At 69.4% G+C, this 18,886-nt stretch carries 15 protein-coding genes; 10 read left to right on the forward strand and 5 right to left on the reverse strand.

Annotated features, from left to right (window positions below):
• Positions 1 to 8: 8 nt before the first annotated feature.
• From ABL844_RS23380 to ABL844_RS23400, 5 genes are all read right to left on the reverse strand, one after another.
• Complete coding sequence (locus ABL844_RS23380) at positions 9 to 1,001, reverse strand: LysR family transcriptional regulator (RefSeq protein WP_418129125.1); 993 nt, start codon at positions 999 to 1,001, stop codon at positions 9 to 11.
• 162 nt (positions 1,002 to 1,163) lie between these two features.
• Positions 1,164 to 3,614, reverse strand: coding sequence for a xanthine dehydrogenase molybdopterin binding subunit (xdhB, locus tag ABL844_RS23385; RefSeq protein ID WP_418129126.1), 2,451 nt, complete (start codon positions 3,612 to 3,614; stop codon positions 1,164 to 1,166).
• A 2-nt stretch (positions 3,615 to 3,616) separates the two neighbouring features.
• Complete coding sequence (gene xdhA, locus ABL844_RS23390) at positions 3,617 to 5,233, reverse strand: xanthine dehydrogenase small subunit (RefSeq protein ID WP_418129127.1); 1,617 nt, start codon at positions 5,231 to 5,233, stop codon at positions 3,617 to 3,619.
• 187 nt (positions 5,234 to 5,420) lie between these two features.
• Positions 5,421 to 6,200, reverse strand: coding sequence for a TSUP family transporter (locus ABL844_RS23395; protein ID WP_418129128.1), 780 nt, complete (start codon positions 6,198 to 6,200; stop codon positions 5,421 to 5,423).
• Positions 6,201 to 6,371: 171 nt separating this feature from the next.
• Positions 6,372 to 7,286 (reverse strand): LysR family transcriptional regulator, encoded by a 915-nt coding sequence (locus ABL844_RS23400; protein ID WP_418129129.1) that lies wholly within the window; start codon positions 7,284 to 7,286, stop codon positions 6,372 to 6,374.
• Between the two features lie 120 nt (positions 7,287 to 7,406).
• Between ABL844_RS23400 and ABL844_RS23405 the strand changes: the two genes are divergently transcribed.
• The 10 genes from ABL844_RS23405 (at position 7,407) to ABL844_RS23450 (ending at position 18,774) form a co-directional block, all read left to right on the forward strand.
• Complete coding sequence (locus ABL844_RS23405) at positions 7,407 to 8,621, forward strand: PQQ-dependent sugar dehydrogenase (protein ID WP_418129131.1); 1,215 nt, start codon at positions 7,407 to 7,409, stop codon at positions 8,619 to 8,621.
• A 38-nt stretch (positions 8,622 to 8,659) separates the two neighbouring features.
• On the forward strand, positions 8,660 to 9,265 hold the full coding sequence (locus tag ABL844_RS23410; protein ID WP_184641521.1) for a c-type cytochrome: 606 nt from the start codon (positions 8,660 to 8,662) through the stop codon (positions 9,263 to 9,265).
• Between the two features lie 99 nt (positions 9,266 to 9,364).
• Entirely contained in the window at positions 9,365 to 11,524 is a 2,160-nt protein-coding gene (locus tag ABL844_RS23415; RefSeq protein ID WP_418129132.1) for a thiamine pyrophosphate-dependent enzyme, read from the forward strand.
• Positions 11,525 to 11,538: 14 nt separating this feature from the next.
• Positions 11,539 to 13,155, forward strand: coding sequence for an indolepyruvate oxidoreductase subunit beta family protein (locus ABL844_RS23420; protein ID WP_418129133.1), 1,617 nt, complete (start codon positions 11,539 to 11,541; stop codon positions 13,153 to 13,155).
• 38 nt (positions 13,156 to 13,193) lie between these two features.
• The gene (locus tag ABL844_RS23425; RefSeq protein ID WP_418129134.1) at positions 13,194 to 14,174 is read left to right on the forward strand and encodes a Bug family tripartite tricarboxylate transporter substrate binding protein; all 981 of its coding nucleotides are present in this window, start codon (positions 13,194 to 13,196) and stop codon (positions 14,172 to 14,174) included.
• A gap of 6 nt (positions 14,175 to 14,180) precedes the next feature.
• Positions 14,181 to 15,416, forward strand: a complete 1,236-nt coding sequence (locus tag ABL844_RS23430; protein WP_418129135.1) for an alpha-hydroxy acid oxidase — start codon at positions 14,181 to 14,183, stop codon at positions 15,414 to 15,416.
• 45 nt (positions 15,417 to 15,461) lie between these two features.
• Positions 15,462 to 16,514: a TRAP transporter substrate-binding protein gene (locus tag ABL844_RS23435; RefSeq protein ID WP_369661294.1), complete on the forward strand. Its 1,053-nt coding sequence runs from the start codon at positions 15,462 to 15,464 to the stop codon at positions 16,512 to 16,514.
• Positions 16,515 to 16,517: 3 nt separating this feature from the next.
• On the forward strand, positions 16,518 to 17,042 hold the full coding sequence (locus tag ABL844_RS23440; RefSeq protein WP_418117397.1) for a TRAP transporter small permease: 525 nt from the start codon (positions 16,518 to 16,520) through the stop codon (positions 17,040 to 17,042).
• Positions 17,039 to 18,340: a TRAP transporter large permease gene (locus ABL844_RS23445; RefSeq protein ID WP_418117398.1), complete on the forward strand. Its 1,302-nt coding sequence runs from the start codon at positions 17,039 to 17,041 to the stop codon at positions 18,338 to 18,340. The genes ABL844_RS23440 and ABL844_RS23445 overlap by 4 nt, the downstream gene beginning before the upstream one ends.
• On the forward strand, positions 18,340 to 18,774 hold the full coding sequence (locus ABL844_RS23450; protein ID WP_369661293.1) for an acyl-CoA thioesterase: 435 nt from the start codon (positions 18,340 to 18,342) through the stop codon (positions 18,772 to 18,774). Before ABL844_RS23445 ends, ABL844_RS23450 begins: the two co-directional genes overlap by 1 nt.
• Positions 18,775 to 18,886: the final 112 nt, after the last annotated feature.

The raw sequence follows: 18,886 nt of genomic DNA on the forward strand, positions 1-18,886 counted from the left end.
GGGTTTTCTCAGGGGTCCGAGGTTTCAGGTGCGGCGGGCGGGCGCGCCGTGGCGCCTGGTATGGCGGAAGCCGGAGGCCGCAGCGACGCCGCCACCTCCTTGATGCATTCGCGCAGCCAGCGCGCGGAGCTCGACGAATGGGTGCGTTCGTGCCAGAGCTGGTAGTACATGAGGCGCGGCAGCGCCACCGGGCATTCGAGGATCTTCAGCGGCAGCCGCGCAGCGAAGCGCTCGCAGTACTGTCGGCCGGTGGTCAGCACCAGCAGGCTGGAGGCGACCATGTCCGGAATGAGCCCGAAGTGCGCGCAGCGCGCCGTGATGTTGCGCTGCCGGCCCAGCTCGTCGAGCATCTGGTCGATGATGCCGCGCCCGCCCGGGTGCATGGGCGTGGGGGCGATGTGCTCGGCCGCAAGCCAGGTTTCCAGGTCCCAGCCGCGGCGCACTGCCGGATGGTCCTTGTTGACCAGCGAGACCACGTCGTCCCCGAAGAGCCGCGCCATGTGCAGGTCTTCCGGCGGCTTGAGCCAGTTGCCGATCACCAGGTCGACCTGGCCGAGCGCCAGGTGCCCGTGGTAGTCCGAGTCGGGCGTGAGCGCGTGGATCTCGATCTGGCACAGCGGCGCGTCGCGCTTGACCTGCGCCACCAGCATGGGCAGGAACAGCGGGTCCATGTAGTCGCTGGCCGCGATGCGGAAGGTGGTGGCCGCCGACTGCGGATCGAAGCCGCGCGCATCCGAGAACAGCATCTCCGCCGCGCGCAGGATGCTGGCCGCAGGCTCGATCATGCGCAGCCCCGCGTCGGTCGGCACCATGCCCGAGCCCGAGCGCACCAGCAGCGGATCGCCCGACAGCTCCCGCAGCCGCTTCAGCGCCGCCGACACCGCCGGCTGGTACATGCCCAGCCGGATGGCCGCCCGCGAGACGCTGCGGTCGGTCAGCACGGTGTGAAGCACCCGGATGAGGTGCAGATCGATCTTGTCGAAAAGAGCCTGGTCACGCATGGGGCTCCCCCCCAGTCTTCGCGCACTTCGTGTCGCTTCGCCAACCCCCTACCGGGGGCAACACCAGCGGCCCGGCAAAGCCGGTTCCGCGGTGTTTCGCGAATGGGATCGGGGCGTGTGGCATTGGGAGGACCTTGGACATGCGCCAAAGTCTACGAGTGACTATGCGGACTGGACAGCCGTGATGGCGCGAAGGATCGACTCGCTCGTGGCCGGCGCCTTCAGCGGCGGATCGACCCTGTGGCCGCCCGCGGCCGAGACCGCGTCGCGGATCGCGAAGAACACCGAGAACGGCAACAGCAGCGGCGGCTCGCCCACGGCCTTGCTGCGGTGGATCGAGTCCTCGAAGTTCTGGCCCTCGAACAGGCGCACGTTGAACACCGGCGGGCAGTCGTTGGCCGTCGGGATCTTGTAGGTGCTGGGCGCGTGCGTGGTGAGCTTGCCGCTCTGCGGATGCCACACCAGCTCCTCGGTGGTGAGCCAGCCCATGCCCTGGATGAACGCGCCCTCGACCTGGCCGATGTCCACCGCCGGGTTCAGCGACTTGCCCGCGTCGTGCAGGATGTCGGCGCGCAGCAGCTTCCACTCGCCGGTGAGCGTGTCCACGATCACTTCGCTCACCGCCGCGCCGTAGGCGTAGTAGTAGAACGGGCGGCCCTGCATCTTGTCCTTGTCCCAGCTCAGGCCGGGCGTGGCGTAGAAGCCGTCGGACCACAGCTGCCTGCGGTCGAGGTACGCCTCGCCCACCACGGTGCTGAAGGCCAGCGAGCGGCCGTTGACCTCGACCGTGTCGTTGGCGAAGCGCACCTCGGAGGCCTTGCCGCCGTGGCGCTCGGCCGCGCATTCGGCCAGGCGCTCGCGGATCTGGCGCGCCGCGTCCTGCGCGGCCTTGCCGTTCAGGTCGGCGCCGGTCGATGCGGCCGTGGCCGAGGTGTTGGCCACCTTGGTCGTGTCGGTGGCCGTGACGCGCACGCGCTCGAAGCTCACGCCCAGCTCGTGCGCCACCACCTGGGCCACCTTGGTGTTCAGGCCCTGCCCCATCTCGGTGCCGCCATGGTTCACCAGGATCGAGCCGTCGGTGTACACGTGCACCAGCGCGCCGGCCTGGTTGAAGTGCTTCACGTTGAACGAGATGCCGAACTTCAGCGGCGCCAGCGCCAGCCCGCGCTTGAGCACCGGGCTCTTCGCGTTGAAGGCGGCGATGTCCTCGCGCCGCGCGCGGTAGTCGCTGCTGGCCTCCAGCTCGGCCACGAGTTCGTGGACGATGTTGTCGGTCACGGTCTGGCGGTACGGCGTGACGTTGTTTTCGGCCTTGCCGTAGAAGTTGATGCGCCGCACGTCGAGCGGATCGCGCTTCAGTTCGCGGGCCACCGAGTCCAGGATGTTCTCGATGGCGATGGCGCCCTGCGGGCCGCCGAAGCCGCGGAAGGCCGTGTTGCTCTGCGTGTTGGTCTTGCCCGAGAAGCCGTGCATGGCCACGTTGGGCAGCCAGTAGGCGTTGTCGAAGTGGCACAGCGCGCGGGTCATCACCGGACCCGAGAGGTCGGCCGAGTGGCCGGCGCGCGAGACCATGGTGATCTCCGCGCCCAGGATGCGGCCCTCGCCGTCGTAGCCCACTTCGTACTCGTACCAGAAGCAGTGGCGGCGGCCCGTGACCATGAAGTCGTCGTCGCGGTCCAGCCGCAGCTTCACCGGGCGCTGCAGCTGGCGCGCCGCGATGGCGGCCACGCAGGCGAAGAGCGCCGACTGCGATTCCTTGCCGCCGAAGCCGCCGCCCATGCGTCGGCATTCGACGTGCACCTCGTTCGACTGCAGGTGCAGCGCATGCGCCACCAGGTGCTGCATCTCGCTCGGATGCTGCGTGGAGCAGTGGATGTGCAGCGCGCCGCCTTCCTTCGGAATGGCGTAGCTGATCTGGCCTTCCAGGTAGAACTGCTCCTGCCCGCCCACGTCGAAGGTGGCCTTGTGGCGGTGCGGCGCCGCGGCGATGGCAGCCCGCACGGCCGCCTCGTCGCCCTCGTTGGCGGCACCGCCGCTGCGCACGATGTGCATCGGCGGCACCACGTACTGGCCGCGCTCGTGCGCGGCCTGCGGCGTGAGCACCGGCGGCTGCGCCTCGATGGTCAGCGCGTCCTTGGCCTTCGCGGCGGCGCGGCGCGCGGCCTCGCGGGTCTCGGCGATCACCGCGAACACCGGCTGGCCGAGGTAGCGGATCTCCCCGCCGTCGCTCACCGGCAGCAGGATCGGGTCGTCATGGATGATCGAGCCGCAGTCGTTGGTGCCCGGAATGTCGTCGGCCGTGATGACCGCGACCACGCCCGGCATCGCGCGAATGGCGTCCAGCGAGATCGCCGTGACGCGCCCGTTGGCCGCCGGTGAAAGCCCCAGCGCGCAGTGCAGCGTGCCGGCGAGCTCGGGAATGTCGTCGATGTAGGTGGCCTCGCCGGCCACGTGCAGGTGGGCCGACTCGTGCGGGCGGCTGATGCCCACGCGCATGCCGCGCTCGTGCGCCAGCGCTTCTGCGCCCACGTCGATGCGCGCGGCGGTGTTGGCCAGGTAGTCGGCGAAGGCCTCGGCGGGCTGCAGCAGGCGGGCGTCGATGGGTTTGTTCATGTTCAGATTCCTTCCGCCGCCGCGTTGACGGCATGGGGCATCACGCTCCAGACGCTGGTTTCCTCGATCGGCAGCGCGTCCTCGGCGCGCGTTTCGAGCCAGAGGCGCTGGATGAGGTTCTGCGCCACCAGCAGCCGGTAGTCGGCCGATGCGCGCATGTCCGACAGCGGCTTGAAGTCCTGCGCCAGCGCGAGCCTGGCGGTGGCGACGCTGGCCTGCGTCCAGGGCTTGCCGACCAATGCGGCCTCGGCGTTCGCCGCGCGCTTGACCACGGCGGCCATGCCGCCGAAGGCCAGGCGCACGGCCTTCACCGTGTCGCTGCCCGCCTCGAGCTCGATGGCGAAGCCCGCGCACAGCGCCGAGATGTCGCAGTCGAAGCGCTTGCTGATCTTGTAGGCGCGCACCTGGCGGCGCATCGCGGCGTGCGGAACGGCCAGGCCCTGGACGAACTCGCCCGGCTGGAGCTGGTTCTTCATGTAGTCCAGGTAGAAATCGGGCAGCGGCATGCGGCGCACCACATCGCCTCGGCGCAGTTCGATCTGCGCATCGAGCGACATCAGCACCGGCGGCGAATCGCCGATGGGCGAGCCGTTGGCCACGTTGCCGCCCATGGTGCCGGCATGCCGGATCGGCGGCGAGGCGAAGCGCAGCCACACCTCGGCCAGGCTGGGCACGCGCTCCACCAGCGCCGCGAAGGCGGACTCGAGCGAGGCGCCGGCGCCGATGTAGAGCTCGCCGCCGTTGTCCTTGCGGTCCTCGATGGTCTTCAGCTCGGCCACGTCGCCCACGTAGATGATGTCGCCCAGGTCGCGGAACTGCTTGTTGACCCACAGGCCAACGTCGGTGGAGCCGGCCAGCAGCTGCGCGCGCGGCTTCTGCTCGCGCAGGGCGGCGAGCTGGGCCAGGGTCTTCGGGGCGTGGAAGTGGTCGATGCGCGCGCCCAGCGGCGCGGCGTAGTCGAAGCCCTCGTTCTTCAGCGCGGTGAGCGCGGCGACCACGGGTTGGGTGTCGAGGCGCACGGCGGGCAGGTCGAACATGCGCTGGCCTGCGTCGAGGATGGGGCGGTAGCCGGTGCAGCGGCACAGGTTGCCCGAGAGCTCGTCGGCCAGCTGCTGGCGCGTGGGCTGGGTGCCGCCAGCCTGGTGGTGCTCGTAGCTGGCCCACAGCGACATCACGAAGCCGGGCGTGCAGAAGCCGCACTGGGAGCCATGGCAGTCGACCATCGCCTGCTGCACGGGGTGCAGCGTGTGCACCGGGTGCTTGCCGTTGCTGCCGGTCTGCGTCTTCGGCAGGCACTGCGCCTGCGCCTTGAGGTCTTCGACAGTGAACAGGGCCTTGCCGTGCAGCGTGGGCAGGAACTGGATGCAGGCGTTGACGGTCTGCAGGCTCAGGCCATCTACGGTGCCGGGGGCCTGGGGGTCGGTGGCCAGTTCGCCGATGACGACGGTGCAGGCGCCGCAGTCCCCTTCGTTGCAGCCTTCCTTGGTGCCGGTGCAGCGGGCGTCCTCGCGCAGCCAGTCGAGCACGGAACGGGTCGGATGGACGCCGGTGACGTCGACGATCTTTCCGCGATGGAAGAAGCGGATCGGTTGAATCTTGCTGCTGCTGTCGGTGCTCATGCTTTTGGGGCTCGTGGGCGACCCGTCATGGGTCAGTCATGGACGTTAGCGGCTTGTCCGGCGTCTTGCATACGCAGGTGCCCATAACGCGTATGTGGGGGCCGGTATGCCACGTACGGGGAAACCCTTGCGTGGGGGTTGCAATTCCCGGGCCACCGGGAGATTTTCGGATGGCCCCGGGCGAGGTTCAGCGCTGCGCGATGGCCACCCAGGCAGTGGCCACCAGCGTCGAACCCGCCACCGCGAGCAGCCCGCCGACCAGCCACTTGAGCGTGCGCGGCTGCAGCTTGTTGGGCAGGCGGTGATGCAGCCGCGTCACGCCGTAGACCACCGGCATCGCGCAGCCGGCCAGCAGCGCCGAATGCCACGAGAAGTGCCCCGTGGGCACCACGATCACCAGCCGCACCAGCGAGTTGAAGGCGAACATCAGCAAGAGCGCGCGGCGCACCAGCTCGCGATCCAGCGGCTGGCGGTACATGTGGAACACGATGGGCGGCCCCGAACTGGAGAAGAGCCCGCCCAGCACGCCCGACAGCCCGCCGATGACGGCGAAGCTCGCGCGCCCCGACACCACCGGCAGCGGCTTCGCCTGCAGCACCAGCAGCACCGCGCAGCCCAGGATCGACACGCCCAGCAGCCCGCGCAGCCAGTCGACCGCGCCGCCGCTGAGCCAGGTCAGCAGCATCAGGCCGACGATCACGCCCACGGTGCTGCCGTTGAGCGCCGGCTTCATCAGCTGCCAGGGCACCACGCCGGGCCGGGCGCGGAAGTAGGTCCAGGCATTGATCAGGCTCAGCACGGTGGCTGCGTTGGCCGTGTCGCTCACGCTGGCGACGTGCAGCACCGACACCAGCCCGAGCAGGATCAGGCTGAACGCGAAGCCGGTGAGGTTCTGCGCGTAGGTGGCAAGGGCCACGCAGGCCATGAAGACCAGCACGGGGCCGGCCTGGGAAAGAATCGCTTGCACGGGCTGCTCGCTCAGAGTGCGGCGGCAGGCGCGGAACGGAAACGGGAGGCGTGGGGGAAGAAAGCGGGAGACGGAACGGACATTCGGAGGCAATCGGGGGGCAACTGAAGGCGCGGGCAGCAAGGAAAGGCGCCTGCCCAAGAATAACCGCGCCCCCGATCCGGGGCCCGCTCACGGTTTCTCGGAGAAGAGCTCCGTGATGACCTGCCTGAGCCAGCGGTTGCCCGGATCGGCCTCGAAGCGCTTGCTCCAGTGCAGCGACACGGTGAAGTCGCGCAGCGGAAACGGCGGTTCCACGATGGCGTAGCCGCCCTCCTGCGCGAAGCCGCGCGCGATGTTGCGCGGCATCACCACCGCGAGGTCGGTCGCGCGCACGATGGCCGGCAGCACCATGAAATGCTCCGTTGTCAGGCGCAGCCGGTCTTCCAGGTTCAGCAGCTGCAGGATGCGCAGCGTCTCGGCGTGCGTGCGCACCGCCACGTAGTCGAGCTCCTGCAGGGCCTCCAGCAGCGCCTGCCCGCTGCGCCTGCGCTTCACGAAGGGGTGGTCCTTGCGCAGCAGCACGATGTAGCGGTCCTTCAGCAGCTGGGCGCGCTGGGTGTCCTTCACGCCGGGCAGGAAGCCGAAGGCGAAGTCGACCTTGCCGCTGTCGAGGCCGGCCGCCACGTCGCCCGGCGCCAGCGGCATGGTCTCCAGCCGCACCCCCGGCGACAGCTCGCGCAGCCGCGCCATCAGCGCCGGCAGGAAGCGGCCCTCGCCGATGTCGCTCATGTGGATGCGGAAGGTCTTGCGCGACACCTGGGGCTCGAAGCGGTCGGGCTCGTGCAGCGCCTCTTCCAGCGTGCTCAGCGCCGCCTGCACCGCCACCGCGAGCCGGTCGGCGCGCGGCGTGGGGGCCACGCCGCCGGGGGCGCGGGTGAAGAGTGCGTCCGCCAGCAGCAGCCGAAGCCGCCCCAGCCCGTGGCTGGCCGCCGGCTGCGTGAGGCCCAGGGACTCGGCCGCGCGGCTCACGTTGCGCTCGCGGTAGACCGCGTCGAAGAGCCGCAGCAGGTTGAGATCGAGCGCTTCCATATGCATGCCATTCATATTACTTAGCTCGATCATTTTATTGAGCATGGCGGCGGCGCCACGCACACTGGCGGGCGCTGTCCGGATCGCACCTCGAAAGGCGCCGGCCGGCGCCCCACGACAAGAAGGAGACGACACATGGCCCCGATTCGTGCACTCCGCGCGTTCCGCGCGCATGCGGCGCTCGCCGCCCTGCTCTGCACCGCCGTCACCGCCGCCGCACAACAGCCGCCGGCCGAAGAGCCTGGCTGGGCCAAGGGCCGGCCGAAGACCGAGGCGGCCACGCGCATGGCACCGGTGCCCTCCTTCCCCATTCCGACAGCGCCCGACCAGCTACCCACGGCCAAGTTCAAGCTGCCGCCGGGCTTCAAGGTCGAGACCTGGGCCTCGGGCGTGCTCGACGCGCGCGAGCTGCGCCAGGGCGCCAAGGGCACGGTGTTCGTGAGCACGCTCTTCGTGGGCAACAAGGTCTACGCCATCGCCGAGAAGGGCGATCGCAAGCCCAAGACCATCATCGACAAGACCGAGTTCGCCACCGGCATCGAGTTCGACAAGGGCGCGCTCTACCTCGCCACGCACAAGCAGATTCTTCGCTACGACGGCATCGAGGACAAGCTCGACAACCCCGGCACGCCGGTGGTGCTCAACGACAAGCTGCCCGGCGGGCAGGACCACAGCTGGCGCTACCTGCGCATGCACGAAGGCAAGCTCTACTACGCCGTGGGCGCGCCCTGCAACCTGTGCGAACCCGACGACGCGCATGCGCGCATCTTCCGCATGAACCCCGACGGCAGCGGCATCGAGACCGTGGCGCGCGGCGTGCGCAACACGGTGGGCTTCGACTTCGACCCCAAGACCGGCAACCTCTGGTTCACCGACAACGGCCGCGACTGGCTCAGCGAAGACCTGCCCAACGACGAGCTGAACGTGGTCACCAGGCCCGACCAGCACTTCGGCTACCCGTACTGCCACCAGGGCAACATCCTCGACTCGGAATTCGGCTGGGGCAAGAGCTGCAGCGACTACCAGAAGCCCGCCGCACTGCTCGGCCCGCACGCCGCCGCGCTGGGCCTGACCTTCTACAACGGGAAGATGTTCCCGGCCAGGTACCGCGGCGCCATGTTCATCGCGCGCCACGGCCCGTGGAACCGCACCGTCAAGTACGCCGACATCGCCGTCGCCTGGCCCGACGGCAAGGGCGGCGCGAAGGTGGAGCCCTTCATGACCGGCTTCGTCGAGAACAACAACTACCTCGGCCGCCCGGTCGACTTCCTGGTGCTGAAGGACGGCTCCATGCTCGTGAGCGACGACCACGCCGGCGCCATCTACCGCATCAGCTACGGTGGCCGATGACACCTGCGAGCCTTCTCTTCCGATGCGCGGTGGCGGCAATGACCGTGGCAGCGGCGGCATCGCCGGCCGGTGCGCAAGGCACCAAGGGCAGCGTCTACGCCCAGCGCTACGCCGAGCTGTGCGCCTCGTGCCACGGTGCCAACGGCCGCAGCGACATGGCGGGCACGCCGGTGCTCGCCGGGCAGCATTCGTTCTACGCCATCACGCAGCTCTACCTGTTCCGCGAAGGACGGCGCGACAACCCCGCGATGAGCGCGGTGGCCAAGACCATGAAGGACGAGGACCTGCGCGGCTTCTCGGACTTCATCGCCACCCTGCCCGCCGTGCCCGCGCCGCCGCCGGCCACGCCGCCCGACGCGGCGCGCATGGCACGCGGCCAGGCGCTGGCGCAGGAGAACCGCTGCCTGCTGTGCCATGGCGCCGACCTGGCCGGCGGGCAGCAGGTGCCGCGCATCGCGCAGCAGCACGAGGACTACCTGCAGCTGACCCTGCAGGGCTTCCGCACGGGCAAGCGCCCGGGCTACACGCAGGCCATGAGCGAGGCGGTGGGCCGCATGTCGCCTGAAGACCTGGACACCCTTGCCTACTACGTGGCGCGCTTCCCCGGGGCCACCGCAAAGCCGACTTCTTCGCCCACCAGATAGACGCCATCACCCGACGTGCGGCACCCGCAGGACAAGCGCGGTGCGGGCACGGCTCACCCCGAATCCCGAACAACCCCCTCAACATCGGAGCCGAATCTCTTGGAAGTTTCATTCAGCAAGGAAGTGGAAATGCTGCGCCTCGGCGCGGGCGACACCTTTCACGGCGAGGGCATCCTCGCGATCACCAAGGGCCTGCTGCAGTCGGGCGTGGCGTATGTGGGCGGCTACCAGGGCGCGCCGGTGTCGCACCTGCTCGACGTGATGGTCCAGGGCAAGGCCTACATGGACGAACTGGGCGTGCACGTCGAGGCCTGCTCCAACGAAGCCTCGGCCGCCGCCATGCTCGGCGCCTCCATCCACTACCCGCTGCGCGGCGCGGTGACGTGGAAGTCGATCGTCGGCACCAACGTGGCGGCGGATGCACTGTCGAACCTGTCGTCGCCGGGCGTGACCGGCGGCGTGCTCGTCGTGGTGGGCGAGGACTACGGCGAAGGCGCCAGCGTGATCCAGGAACGCACGCATGCCTACGCGCTCAAGTCGAGCATGTGCCTGCTCGACCCGAGGCCCGATCTCGGCGTGATGGTGCGCATGGTCGAGGAAGGCTTCCGCCTCTCGGAAAGCTCGAACATGCCCTGCCTGATGGAGCTGCGCATCCGCACCTGCCACGTGCGCGGCAGCTTCGAGTGCAAGGACAACGTCGCGCCCACCGTCTCCACGCGCTCGCTGATGGAGGAGCCCGCCGGCTTCGACTACATGCGCCTCGCGCATCCGCCCGTCACCTTCAGGCACGAGAAGCTCAAGGGCGATGCGCGCATCCCGGCCGCGCGCAGCTACATCGCCGAGCACGGCCTCAACGAGCTGATGCCCGGGCGGCGCCATGCCGACCTCGGCATCGTGGTGCAGGGCGGGCTCTACAACGCGCTGATCCGCAGCCTGCAGCAGCAGGGCCTGGCCGACGCCTTCGGCGAGACGGACATCCCGATCCTGGTGCTCAACGTGACCTACCCGCTGGTGCCCGAGCAGGTCGCCGACTTCTGCGTAGGCAAGCGCGCGGTGCTGGTAGTGGAAGAAGGCCAGCCCGAGTACATCGAGCAGGACATCGCCACGCTGCTGCGCCGGCGCGACATCCAGACGCCGCTGCACGGCAAGGACATGCTGCCCCCGGCGGGCGAGTACGGCGTGGAGGTGCTCTCGGCGGGCATCGGCGCGTTCGTCGCGAAGTACATCGAGCCGGACGAGGCCTCGCACTCGGCGCAGGCCTGGCTGGCAGGCAACCGCGAACGCCGCGAGGCCGTGGCGCGAAGTCTGAGTTCTCCGCTGCCCAACCGGCCGCCGAGCTTCTGCGTCGGCTGCCCGGAGCGGCCGGTGTTCTCCGCGCTCAAGCTGGCGCAGCAGGAGACCGGGCCGGTGCACGTGGCCGCCGACATCGGCTGCCATGCCTTCGGCACCTTCGAGCCTTTCTCGATGGGCCATTCCATCCTCGGCTACGGCATGAGCCTCGCGAGCCGCGCGGGCGTGGCGCCGATGATGAACCGGCGCACCCTGTCGATCATGGGCGACGGCGGCTTCTGGCACAACGGCCTGCTCACCGGCGTGCAGAGCGCGCTCTTCAACGGCGACGACGCGGTGCTGCTGATCTTCAAGAACGGCTACACCTCGGCCACCGGCACGCAGGACATCATCTCCACGCCGGACGACGAGATCAAGGAACGCGCCGAGGACAAGCAGCAGAGCCTGGTCGACAAGAACCAGACCATCGAGGCCACGCTCAAGGGCCTGGGCGTGCAGTGGATGCGCACCGTGACCACCTACGACGTGGAGCGCATGCGCCGCACGCTCACCGAGGCGCTCACCAGCGACTTCGACGGCCTGAAGGTGGTGATCGCCGAGGGCGAATGCCAGCTGGAGCGGCAGCGCCGCATCAAGCCGTGGATCTCAAGCCTGCTGAAGAAGGGCGAGCGCGTGGTGCGCGTGAAGTACGGCGTGGACGAGGACGTGTGCAACGGCGACCACGCCTGCATCCGCCTGTCGGGCTGCCCCACGCTCACGCTGCGCGACAACCCCGATCCGCTGAAGGTGGACCCGGTCGCCACCGTCATCGACGGCTGCGTGGGCTGCGGCCTGTGCGGCGCGAACGCCCATGCGGCCACGCTGTGCCCGAGCTTTTACCGGGCCGAGGTGGTGCAGAACCCGAAGTGGCATGAGCGGCTTCTTCACGGCCTGCGTGGCGCCTTCGTTCGCGCACTGCAACCGGCATGAGGGGCGAGGAAACCATGGAACAGAACCGCCCCATCACATTGCTCGTCTGCGCCCTCGGCGGCGAAGGCGGCGGCGTGCTTACCGAATGGCTGGTCGACACCGCGCGCCATGCCGGCTACGCGGCGCAGAGCACGTCCATTCCCGGCGTGGCGCAGCGCACCGGCGCCACCACCTACTACATCGAAGTGTTCCCCGTGCCGCTCGCGCAGCTCGGCGGGCGCCGCCCGGTGTTCAGCCTGAGCCCCGTGCCGGGCGCGCTGGATGCCATCGTCTCCTCGGAGCTGCTGGAAACCGCGCGCCAGATCGGCAACGGCATGAGCGCGCCGCAGCGCACGCTGGTCATCAGTTCGTCGGCGCGCATCCTCACCACCGTCGAGCGCATGGTGCCCGGCGACGGCCGCGCCGACGCGCAGCGCCTGCTCGACGTGGTGAAGGCCTTCAGCCGCGAGCACCATGTGTTCGACATGAACGCCATCGCGCGCGACAGCGGCACGGTGGTCAGCGCGGTGATGCTCGGCGCCATCGCGGGCAGCGGGCTGTTCCCGTTCCCGCGCGAGGCCTACGAACGCGTCGTTCGCGGCGGCGACACCAGCGCGCCCGAGAAGCTCGGCAAGATGGCCGCCGCCAGCCTGCGCGGCTTCGCCTCGGCCTTCGACGCGGTGAACGCCCCGCGCGCGCAGGCCGCCTTCGTCAGCAGCGTGATGGCCGGCGACACCAACGACGCGCCGCCGCCGCCCGCGGCCCTGCCCTCCGACCTGGCGCGGCGCTTTCCGCCGGCCGTGCACGACATGCTCGCGCTGGGCCATGCCCGAGTGCTCGATTACCAGGACGCCGCCTACGCATCGCTCTACGCCGAGCGGCTGGGCCGCCTGCTCGACGCCGAACGCGCCGCCGATCCGGCCGGCGCGCGGGGCTTCGCCATCACCCGCGAGGCCGCCCGCTGGCTCGCACTGTGGATGGCCTTCGACGACATCGTGCGGGTGGCCGCGCTCAAGGGCCGCGCCAGCCGCGCGCAGCGCGTGCGGCGCGAGGTCCGCGCCGGCGAGGAAGACATCGTGAAGGTCTATGACCACTTCAAGCCCGGCGCGGCCGAGTTCGCGGCGCTGCTGCCGCCCTCGCTCTCGCGCCGCGTCACGGCCTGGGACCGGGGCCGCCAGTCGCGCGGCCTCGCGCCCTGGGCGCTGCCGCTGAAGGTGGGCAGCCACTCGGTGCTGGGCATGGCCTCGCTGCGGCTGCTGGCCTCGCTGCGCTGGCTGCGCCGCCTGGGCAGCCGCTTCGCGCAGGAGCAGGCACTGATCGAACGCTGGCTCAAGGCCCTGGAAGCGGGCACGCGCGAGACCTGGGCGCTGGGCCACGAGCTGGCGCTGTGCGGACGGCTCATCAAGGGCTACGGCAGCACCAACGAGCGCGGCAAGCACAACCTGCTGCACGTGATCGACGAACTCGCCGGCCGCAACACGCTGCCCGCCCCCGCGCGCGCCACGGCCATCGCGGCGGCGCGCGAAGCGGCACTGGCCGACGAGGGCGGCAAGGCGCTCGACGCCACGCTGGCCGCGCACGGCGCCGCGCCGCGACCGGTGCAGGCACAGCCGATCCGCTGGATGAAGCGCCCCCCGTCGGTCAAGGCCTGACCGGACGCTGCGAAATACAAGAAAAGGAGACAAGACCGATGACCCGCCCCGCCCTTCCCTGGCGACGATGCCTGCTGGCACTGGCCGCCGCTGCCCTGCTCGCCCCGGCGCATGCCAACACAACATGGCCCGCCAAGCCGATCAAGGTGATCGTCAACTTCCCCGCAGGCGGCGCCGCCGACCAGATCGCGCGCGCCATCTCGCAGCCGCTGCAGGAGTCGCTGAAGCAGCCGGTGGTGATCGAGAACCGCGCCGGCGCCAACGGCAACCTCGGCGGAGAGGCCGTGGCCCGCGCGCCAGCCGACGGCTACACGCTGCTGATGAGCTCTGGCGGCATGGTGTCGGTGAACCCGCACCTGTACTCCCGCATGAGCTTCGACCCCGCGAAGGACCTGGTGCCGGTGGCGGCCGCCGCGCGCGTGCTGGTGTTCCTGGTCACGCGGCCCTCGCTGCCGCCGGCGAACGTGAAGGAGTTCATCTCGTACGTGAAGGCCAACCCGGGCAAGCTGTCGTACGGCTCGCCGGGCAACGGCAGCTCGCCGCACCTCGCGGGCGAGATGTTCAAGACGCAGGCCAACCTGTTCGCGCTGCACGTGCCCTACCGCGGCGCCGCGCCCGCGCTGCAGGACCTGCTGGCCGGCCAGATCGACTACGCCTTCGACCCCGGCATCGCGCTCACGCAGGTGCGCGCGGGCAAGCTGCGGCTGCTGGCCGTGGGCAGCCCGAAGCGCTCGCCGCTCTTTCCCGACGTGCCCACGCTCGACGAGGCCGGGCTGCGCGGCTTCGACGCCGACACCGTGTTCGGCTTCTACGCTCCGGCCGGAACGCCGCCCGAAGTGGTGGCGCAGCTCAACGCGCAGATCAACCGCACGCTCGCGCTGCCGGCCGTGCAGGAGCGCATCGCGTCGATCGGCGGCGAGCCGCAGCCCGGCTCGCCGGCTGCGTTCCAGCAGCGCGCGGCGACGGACTTCCAGCGCTTCGGCGCGCTGATCCGCGAACGCCGGATCGCGGCGGACTGAGCAAGGATGGCCCAACTGCTCAACGTGGAAGACTACCGGCGCCGCGCCCGCAGCGCGCTGCCGCGGCTGGTGTTCGACTACATCGACGGCGGTGCGGAAGACGAGCGCTGCATGCAGCGCAACCGCGACGCCCTCGAAGCGCTGCCGCTGATTCCCGAATGCCTGCGCGACACCAGCAAGGTGGACATCGGCACCGAACTCTTCGGCCGCCGCTGGCGCGCACCCTTCGCCATCGCACCCATCGGGCTGGCCGGTCTGGTGCGCCCGCGCGCCGACGCACTTCTGGCCGCTGCCGCGCAGGCGGCAGGCGTGCCCTTCGTTCTTTCCACCGCCTCGAACACCCGCATCGAGGACGTGCGCAACGCCGCGCCCGATGCCGCGCTGTGGATGCAGCTCTACGTGATGGGCGAGCGCGCCATCGCCGAGCGCATCGTGCGCCGCGCGCGCAACGCAGGTTTCGAGGCACTGGTGCTTACGGTGGATGTTCCCGTGAGCGGCCTGCGCGAGCGCGACCTGCGCCATGGTTTCCGCGTGCCCATGCGGCTCACGCCCGGCACGGTGCTCGACATGGCGCGGCATCCCGCGTGGCTGCTGCGGCTGGCCAGCGGCGGCATGCCGCAGTTCGCGAACCTGCTGCCGGATGAAGACGACGGCGCACCGGTCTCCGCGCAGACGCAGGCCGCGCTGCTCTCGCGCGCCATGGACCGCACGCTGACCTGGGACAGCCTGGGCTGGCTGCGCAGGCTCTGGGATGGGCCGCTGCTGGTCAAGGGCCTGCTGGGCGCCGAGGACGCGCGCCGCGCACTGCGGCATGGGGCGGACGGCATCGTGGTCTCCAACCACGGAGGCCGCCAGCTGGATGCCGCGCCGGCCACCATCGCCGCGCTGCCGGCCATGCTCGATGCGGTCGGCGGCCGCATTCCGGTGCTGGTGGACAGCGGCATGCGGCGCGGCAGCGACATCGTCAAGGCGCTCGCGCTCGGCGCCAGCGCGGCGCTCGTGGGCCGCGCGCCGGTCTACGGCCTGGCCTGCGGCGGCGAACAGGGCGCGCTCTCGGTGCTGCAGCTGCTCGCGCAGGAAACCGAACGCACGATGACCCTGCTCGGTGCCTCGCGCGTGGGCGAACTCGGGCGCAGGCACGTCGAAATACATGCGCCGCGTTCGCACGCCGAACAGGCTGGGCCCGCACCCGTGCAGGCGCACGGGAAAGCCTCCATTTACCCCGCGCACGCGGCTGCCTAGATTGCGGATTCACTCGTAGAGACACACAACACAACGAAGGAGACCATGAAAGCCAATCGCCAATCCCGTCCGTCCCGTCGCCTGGCCACGAGCCTCGCGGCGGCCACCGCAGCCCTCGCGCTGATCGCCCCGGCCGTGCAGGCGCAGGACAAGCCGGTGCAGCTCAAGCTGTCGAGCTGGGTGCCCGCGCAGCACCCGCTCAACCCCGCGCTGCAGGCGTGGGCCGACGACATCAAGAAGGAATCGGGCGGCACCATCACCGCGATCCTCTTCCCGTCGGAGCAGCTGGGCAAGGCATTCGACCACTACGACATGGCGCGCGACGGCATCGCCGACTTCTCGTACGTGAACCCGGGCTACCAGCCGGGCCGCTTCCCGGTGATGGCGGGCGCGTCGCTGCCCTTCCTGTTCGCCAACGGCAAGGAAGGCTCCGCCGCCATCGATGCCTGGTACCGCAACTACGCGGCCAAGGAGATGAAGGACGTCAAGTACTGCTTCGCCTTCGTGCACGACCCGGGTACCTTCCATTCGCGCAAGAAGATCACCGTGCCCGGCGACATCAAGGGCATGAAGGTGCGCCCGGCCACCAGCACCGTGGGCCAGCTCATCACCTCGCTGGGTGGCACCAACGTGCAGGCCTCGGCGCCCGAGTCGCGCGACATGCTCGAGCGCGGCGTGGCCGACGCCATCACCTTCCCGTGGGGCTCCATCGGCCTCTTCGGCATCGACAAGGTGGTGAAGTACCACATGGACGTGCCGCTTTACGTCACGCCCTTCGTGTGGGTGATGAACAAGGGCAAGTACGACGCCATGTCCGCCGCGCAGAAGAAGGTGATCGACGACCACTGCACCAGCGAATGGGCGCAGAAGGTGGCCGGACCGTGGGCCGACTTCGAGTTCGCGGGCCACGCCAAGATGGCGGCACTGTCGGGCCACGAGATCTACAAGCTCACGCCCGATCAGCTGGATGCATGGCGCAAGGCGGCGGCACCCGCCGAGGCGCAGTGGGCAGAGGGCGTGAAGAAGGCCGGTGAAGATCCGAAGGCCGTCATGGACGCGCTGAAGGCCAGCCTCGCCAAGTACAAATCGGCGCTCTGAGCGATGGCTACACGGTCCGCCAGCTATATGGACCGCGCGATCAACACGATCGAATGGCTCGCCGCCATCTTCGTGGGGATCGTCGCGCTCAACATCTTCGTGGCCGTGGTGCTGCGCAAGTTCTTCGACACCTCGATCCCGGACGCCTACGACTTCGGCCGAATGCTGCTGGGCATCCTGATCTTCTGGGGCATCGCGGCCACCAGCTACCGGGGCGGCCACATCACGGTGGACCTGGTGTGGACGGCGGCGAGCCCGCGCATGAAGCGCGCCATCGACGTGTTCGCCACGCTGGTGCTGCTCTTCGTGGTGGCGGTGCAGACCATCATGCTGTTCGACAAGGTGCGCGGCACCTATGTCGACAACGTGCAGACCTACGACCTCAACATCCCGACCTGGCCGTTCTACGCCGTGGCCTGGGCCGGCGACGTGTGCGCCGTGCTGCTGATCGCCATCCGCACCTACAGGCTGATCTTCCATCCCGAACAACTCGAAGAAGTTCACGCAGAACAGAAGGCCGACGAATGAGCCCCGATGCAGTCGCAGTGTTGGGCTTCGTCGCCCTCTTTGCTTTGATGTTGTTGCGCGTGCCGGTCGGCATGGCGATGGGCCTGGTGGGCGTGGTGGGCTACAGCTACCTCGTCGGGCCGGGCCCCGCGCTCAAGCTGGTGGGCCAGACCTCCATGCGCACCGTGACCGACTACACCTTCGGCGTGATCCCGATGTTCATGCTGATGGGAGCGCTGGTGTCGGTCTCGGGTGTGAGCCGCGAGCTCTTCAAGGCCGCCAACTCGATGATCGGCCACCTGCGTGGCGGCCTGGGCGTGGCCACCGTGGTGGCATGCGGCGGCTTCGCGGCGATCTGCGGCTCGTCGGTGGCCACGGCCGCCACGTTCTCGGCGGTGGCCTATCCGGAGATGCGCCGCTTCAACTACCCGCAGTCTTTCTCCACCGGCGTGATCGCCGCGGGCGGCACGCTGGGCGCGATCCTGCCTCCATCGACCGTGCTTGCGGTGTACGCCATCCTCACGCAGCAGGACATCGGCAAGCTCTTCATGGCGGGCATCGTGCCGGGCATCCTCGCGATGGCCATGTACGTACTGACCATCGCGGTCATCGTGAAGACGCGGCCGGGCTGGCTGCCTGGCGGCGAGGTGAAGCCCTGGTCGGAGCGCCTGAAGGACCTGAAGAACGTGTGGGCGCCGCTGGTGCTGTTCGTGTTCGTGATCGGCGGGCTCTACGGCGGCTTCTTCACGCCGACCGAGGCGGGCGGCGTGGGCGCGAGCGGCGCCTTCATCCTCGGGCTGGTACGGCGCAAGCTCGACGGGCCGAAGATCCGCGAGGCGCTGCTGTCGGCCACGCGCACGGCGGCGGCGGTGTTCACGGTGCTGATCGGCGCGCTGCTGTTCGGCTACTTCCTCACCATCACGCAGAGCCCGCAGAAGCTCACCGAGTTTCTTACCGGCCTGGGCATCGGCCGCTACGGCGTGCTCGCGCTCATCATGCTCATGTACCTGGTGCTGGGCTGCCTGATGGACGCGATGGCGATGATCATCCTCACGGTGCCGATCATCTACCCGGTGATCGTGCACCTGGGCTTCGACCCGATCTGGTTCGGCGTGATCATCGTGATGACCGTCGAGCTCGGCCTGATCCACCCGCCGGTGGGCATGAACGTGTTCGTCATCAAGAGCGTGGTGAAGGACGTGAGCTTCACCACCATCTTCAAGGGCGTGCTGCCGTTCATCGTGACCGACATCGTGCGGCTGGTGATCCTGATCGCGTTCCCCATCATTGCCCTGTGGCTGCCGACGAGAATGGGCTGATGAGCAATACAAGCACCAACGCAACCAAGGAAGTCGTCTACACCGTGCGCGTGGAGTTCGGCGACTGCGACCCCGCCGGCATCGTCTGGTTTCCGAACTTCTTCCGCTGGATCGATGCGGCCTCGCGCCACTTCTTCGCCGAATGCGGCGTGCCGCGCTGGGAGGAAACGACCGAGACGCTGGGCGTGATCGGCACGCCGCTGGTCGACACGCACACGCGCTTCGTGAAGTCCGCGAGCTACGGCGACACGCTGCAGATTGCGGTGCGCATCACCGAGTGGCGCGAGAAGAGCTTCGTGCAGACCTACCGCGTGACGCGCGGGAGCGAGCTGATCCTGGAGTGCGAGGAAGTGCGCATCTTCGGGGCGAAGCGCGAAGGCGGCGGGATCCGGGCCGTGGCGATTCCGCCTTCCATACGGGTGCTCTGCGAATAGCCGCGAAGCCGGCGCCACCTGCGCGGCGCTGGTTTTCACCTACGCCATATTTCTTCTTTCTCTTGCCGCATCACGCGTCCTGAGTCCTTTCGGCAGATATTCACCTCGCCCA

The sequence above is a fragment of the Variovorax sp. 278MFTsu5.1 genome (assembly GCF_048305045.1).
GTDB lineage: Bacteria > Pseudomonadota > Gammaproteobacteria > Burkholderiales > Burkholderiaceae_C > Variovorax > Variovorax guangxiensis.

What these genes read in the sequence shown, in the direction of transcription:
- ABL844_RS23435 (WP_369661294.1), top strand. Translation starts at nt 15,462, where the DNA reads ATGAAAGCCAATCGCCAATCCCGTCCGTCCCGTCGCCTGGCCACGAGC.
- xdhB (WP_418129126.1), bottom strand. Translation starts at nt 3,614, where the DNA reads ATGAACAAACCCATCGACGCCCGCCTGCTGCAGCCCGCCGAGGCCTTC.
- ABL844_RS23445 (WP_418117398.1), top strand. Translation starts at nt 17,039, where the DNA reads ATGAGCCCCGATGCAGTCGCAGTGTTGGGCTTCGTCGCCCTCTTTGCT.
- ABL844_RS23405 (WP_418129131.1), top strand. Translation starts at nt 7,407, where the DNA reads ATGGCCCCGATTCGTGCACTCCGCGCGTTCCGCGCGCATGCGGCGCTC.
- xdhA (WP_418129127.1), bottom strand. Translation starts at nt 5,233, where the DNA reads ATGAGCACCGACAGCAGCAGCAAGATTCAACCGATCCGCTTCTTCCAT.
- ABL844_RS23420 (WP_418129133.1), top strand. Translation starts at nt 11,539, where the DNA reads ATGGAACAGAACCGCCCCATCACATTGCTCGTCTGCGCCCTCGGCGGC.
- ABL844_RS23425 (WP_418129134.1), top strand. Translation starts at nt 13,194, where the DNA reads ATGACCCGCCCCGCCCTTCCCTGGCGACGATGCCTGCTGGCACTGGCC.
- ABL844_RS23400 (WP_418129129.1), bottom strand. Translation starts at nt 7,286, where the DNA reads ATGAATGGCATGCATATGGAAGCGCTCGATCTCAACCTGCTGCGGCTC.
- ABL844_RS23380 (WP_418129125.1), bottom strand. Translation starts at nt 1,001, where the DNA reads ATGCGTGACCAGGCTCTTTTCGACAAGATCGATCTGCACCTCATCCGG.
- ABL844_RS23450 (WP_369661293.1), top strand. Translation starts at nt 18,340, where the DNA reads ATGAGCAATACAAGCACCAACGCAACCAAGGAAGTCGTCTACACCGTG.
- ABL844_RS23430 (WP_418129135.1), top strand. Translation starts at nt 14,181, where the DNA reads ATGGCCCAACTGCTCAACGTGGAAGACTACCGGCGCCGCGCCCGCAGC.
- ABL844_RS23410 (WP_184641521.1), top strand. Translation starts at nt 8,660, where the DNA reads ATGACCGTGGCAGCGGCGGCATCGCCGGCCGGTGCGCAAGGCACCAAG.
- ABL844_RS23440 (WP_418117397.1), top strand. Translation starts at nt 16,518, where the DNA reads ATGGCTACACGGTCCGCCAGCTATATGGACCGCGCGATCAACACGATC.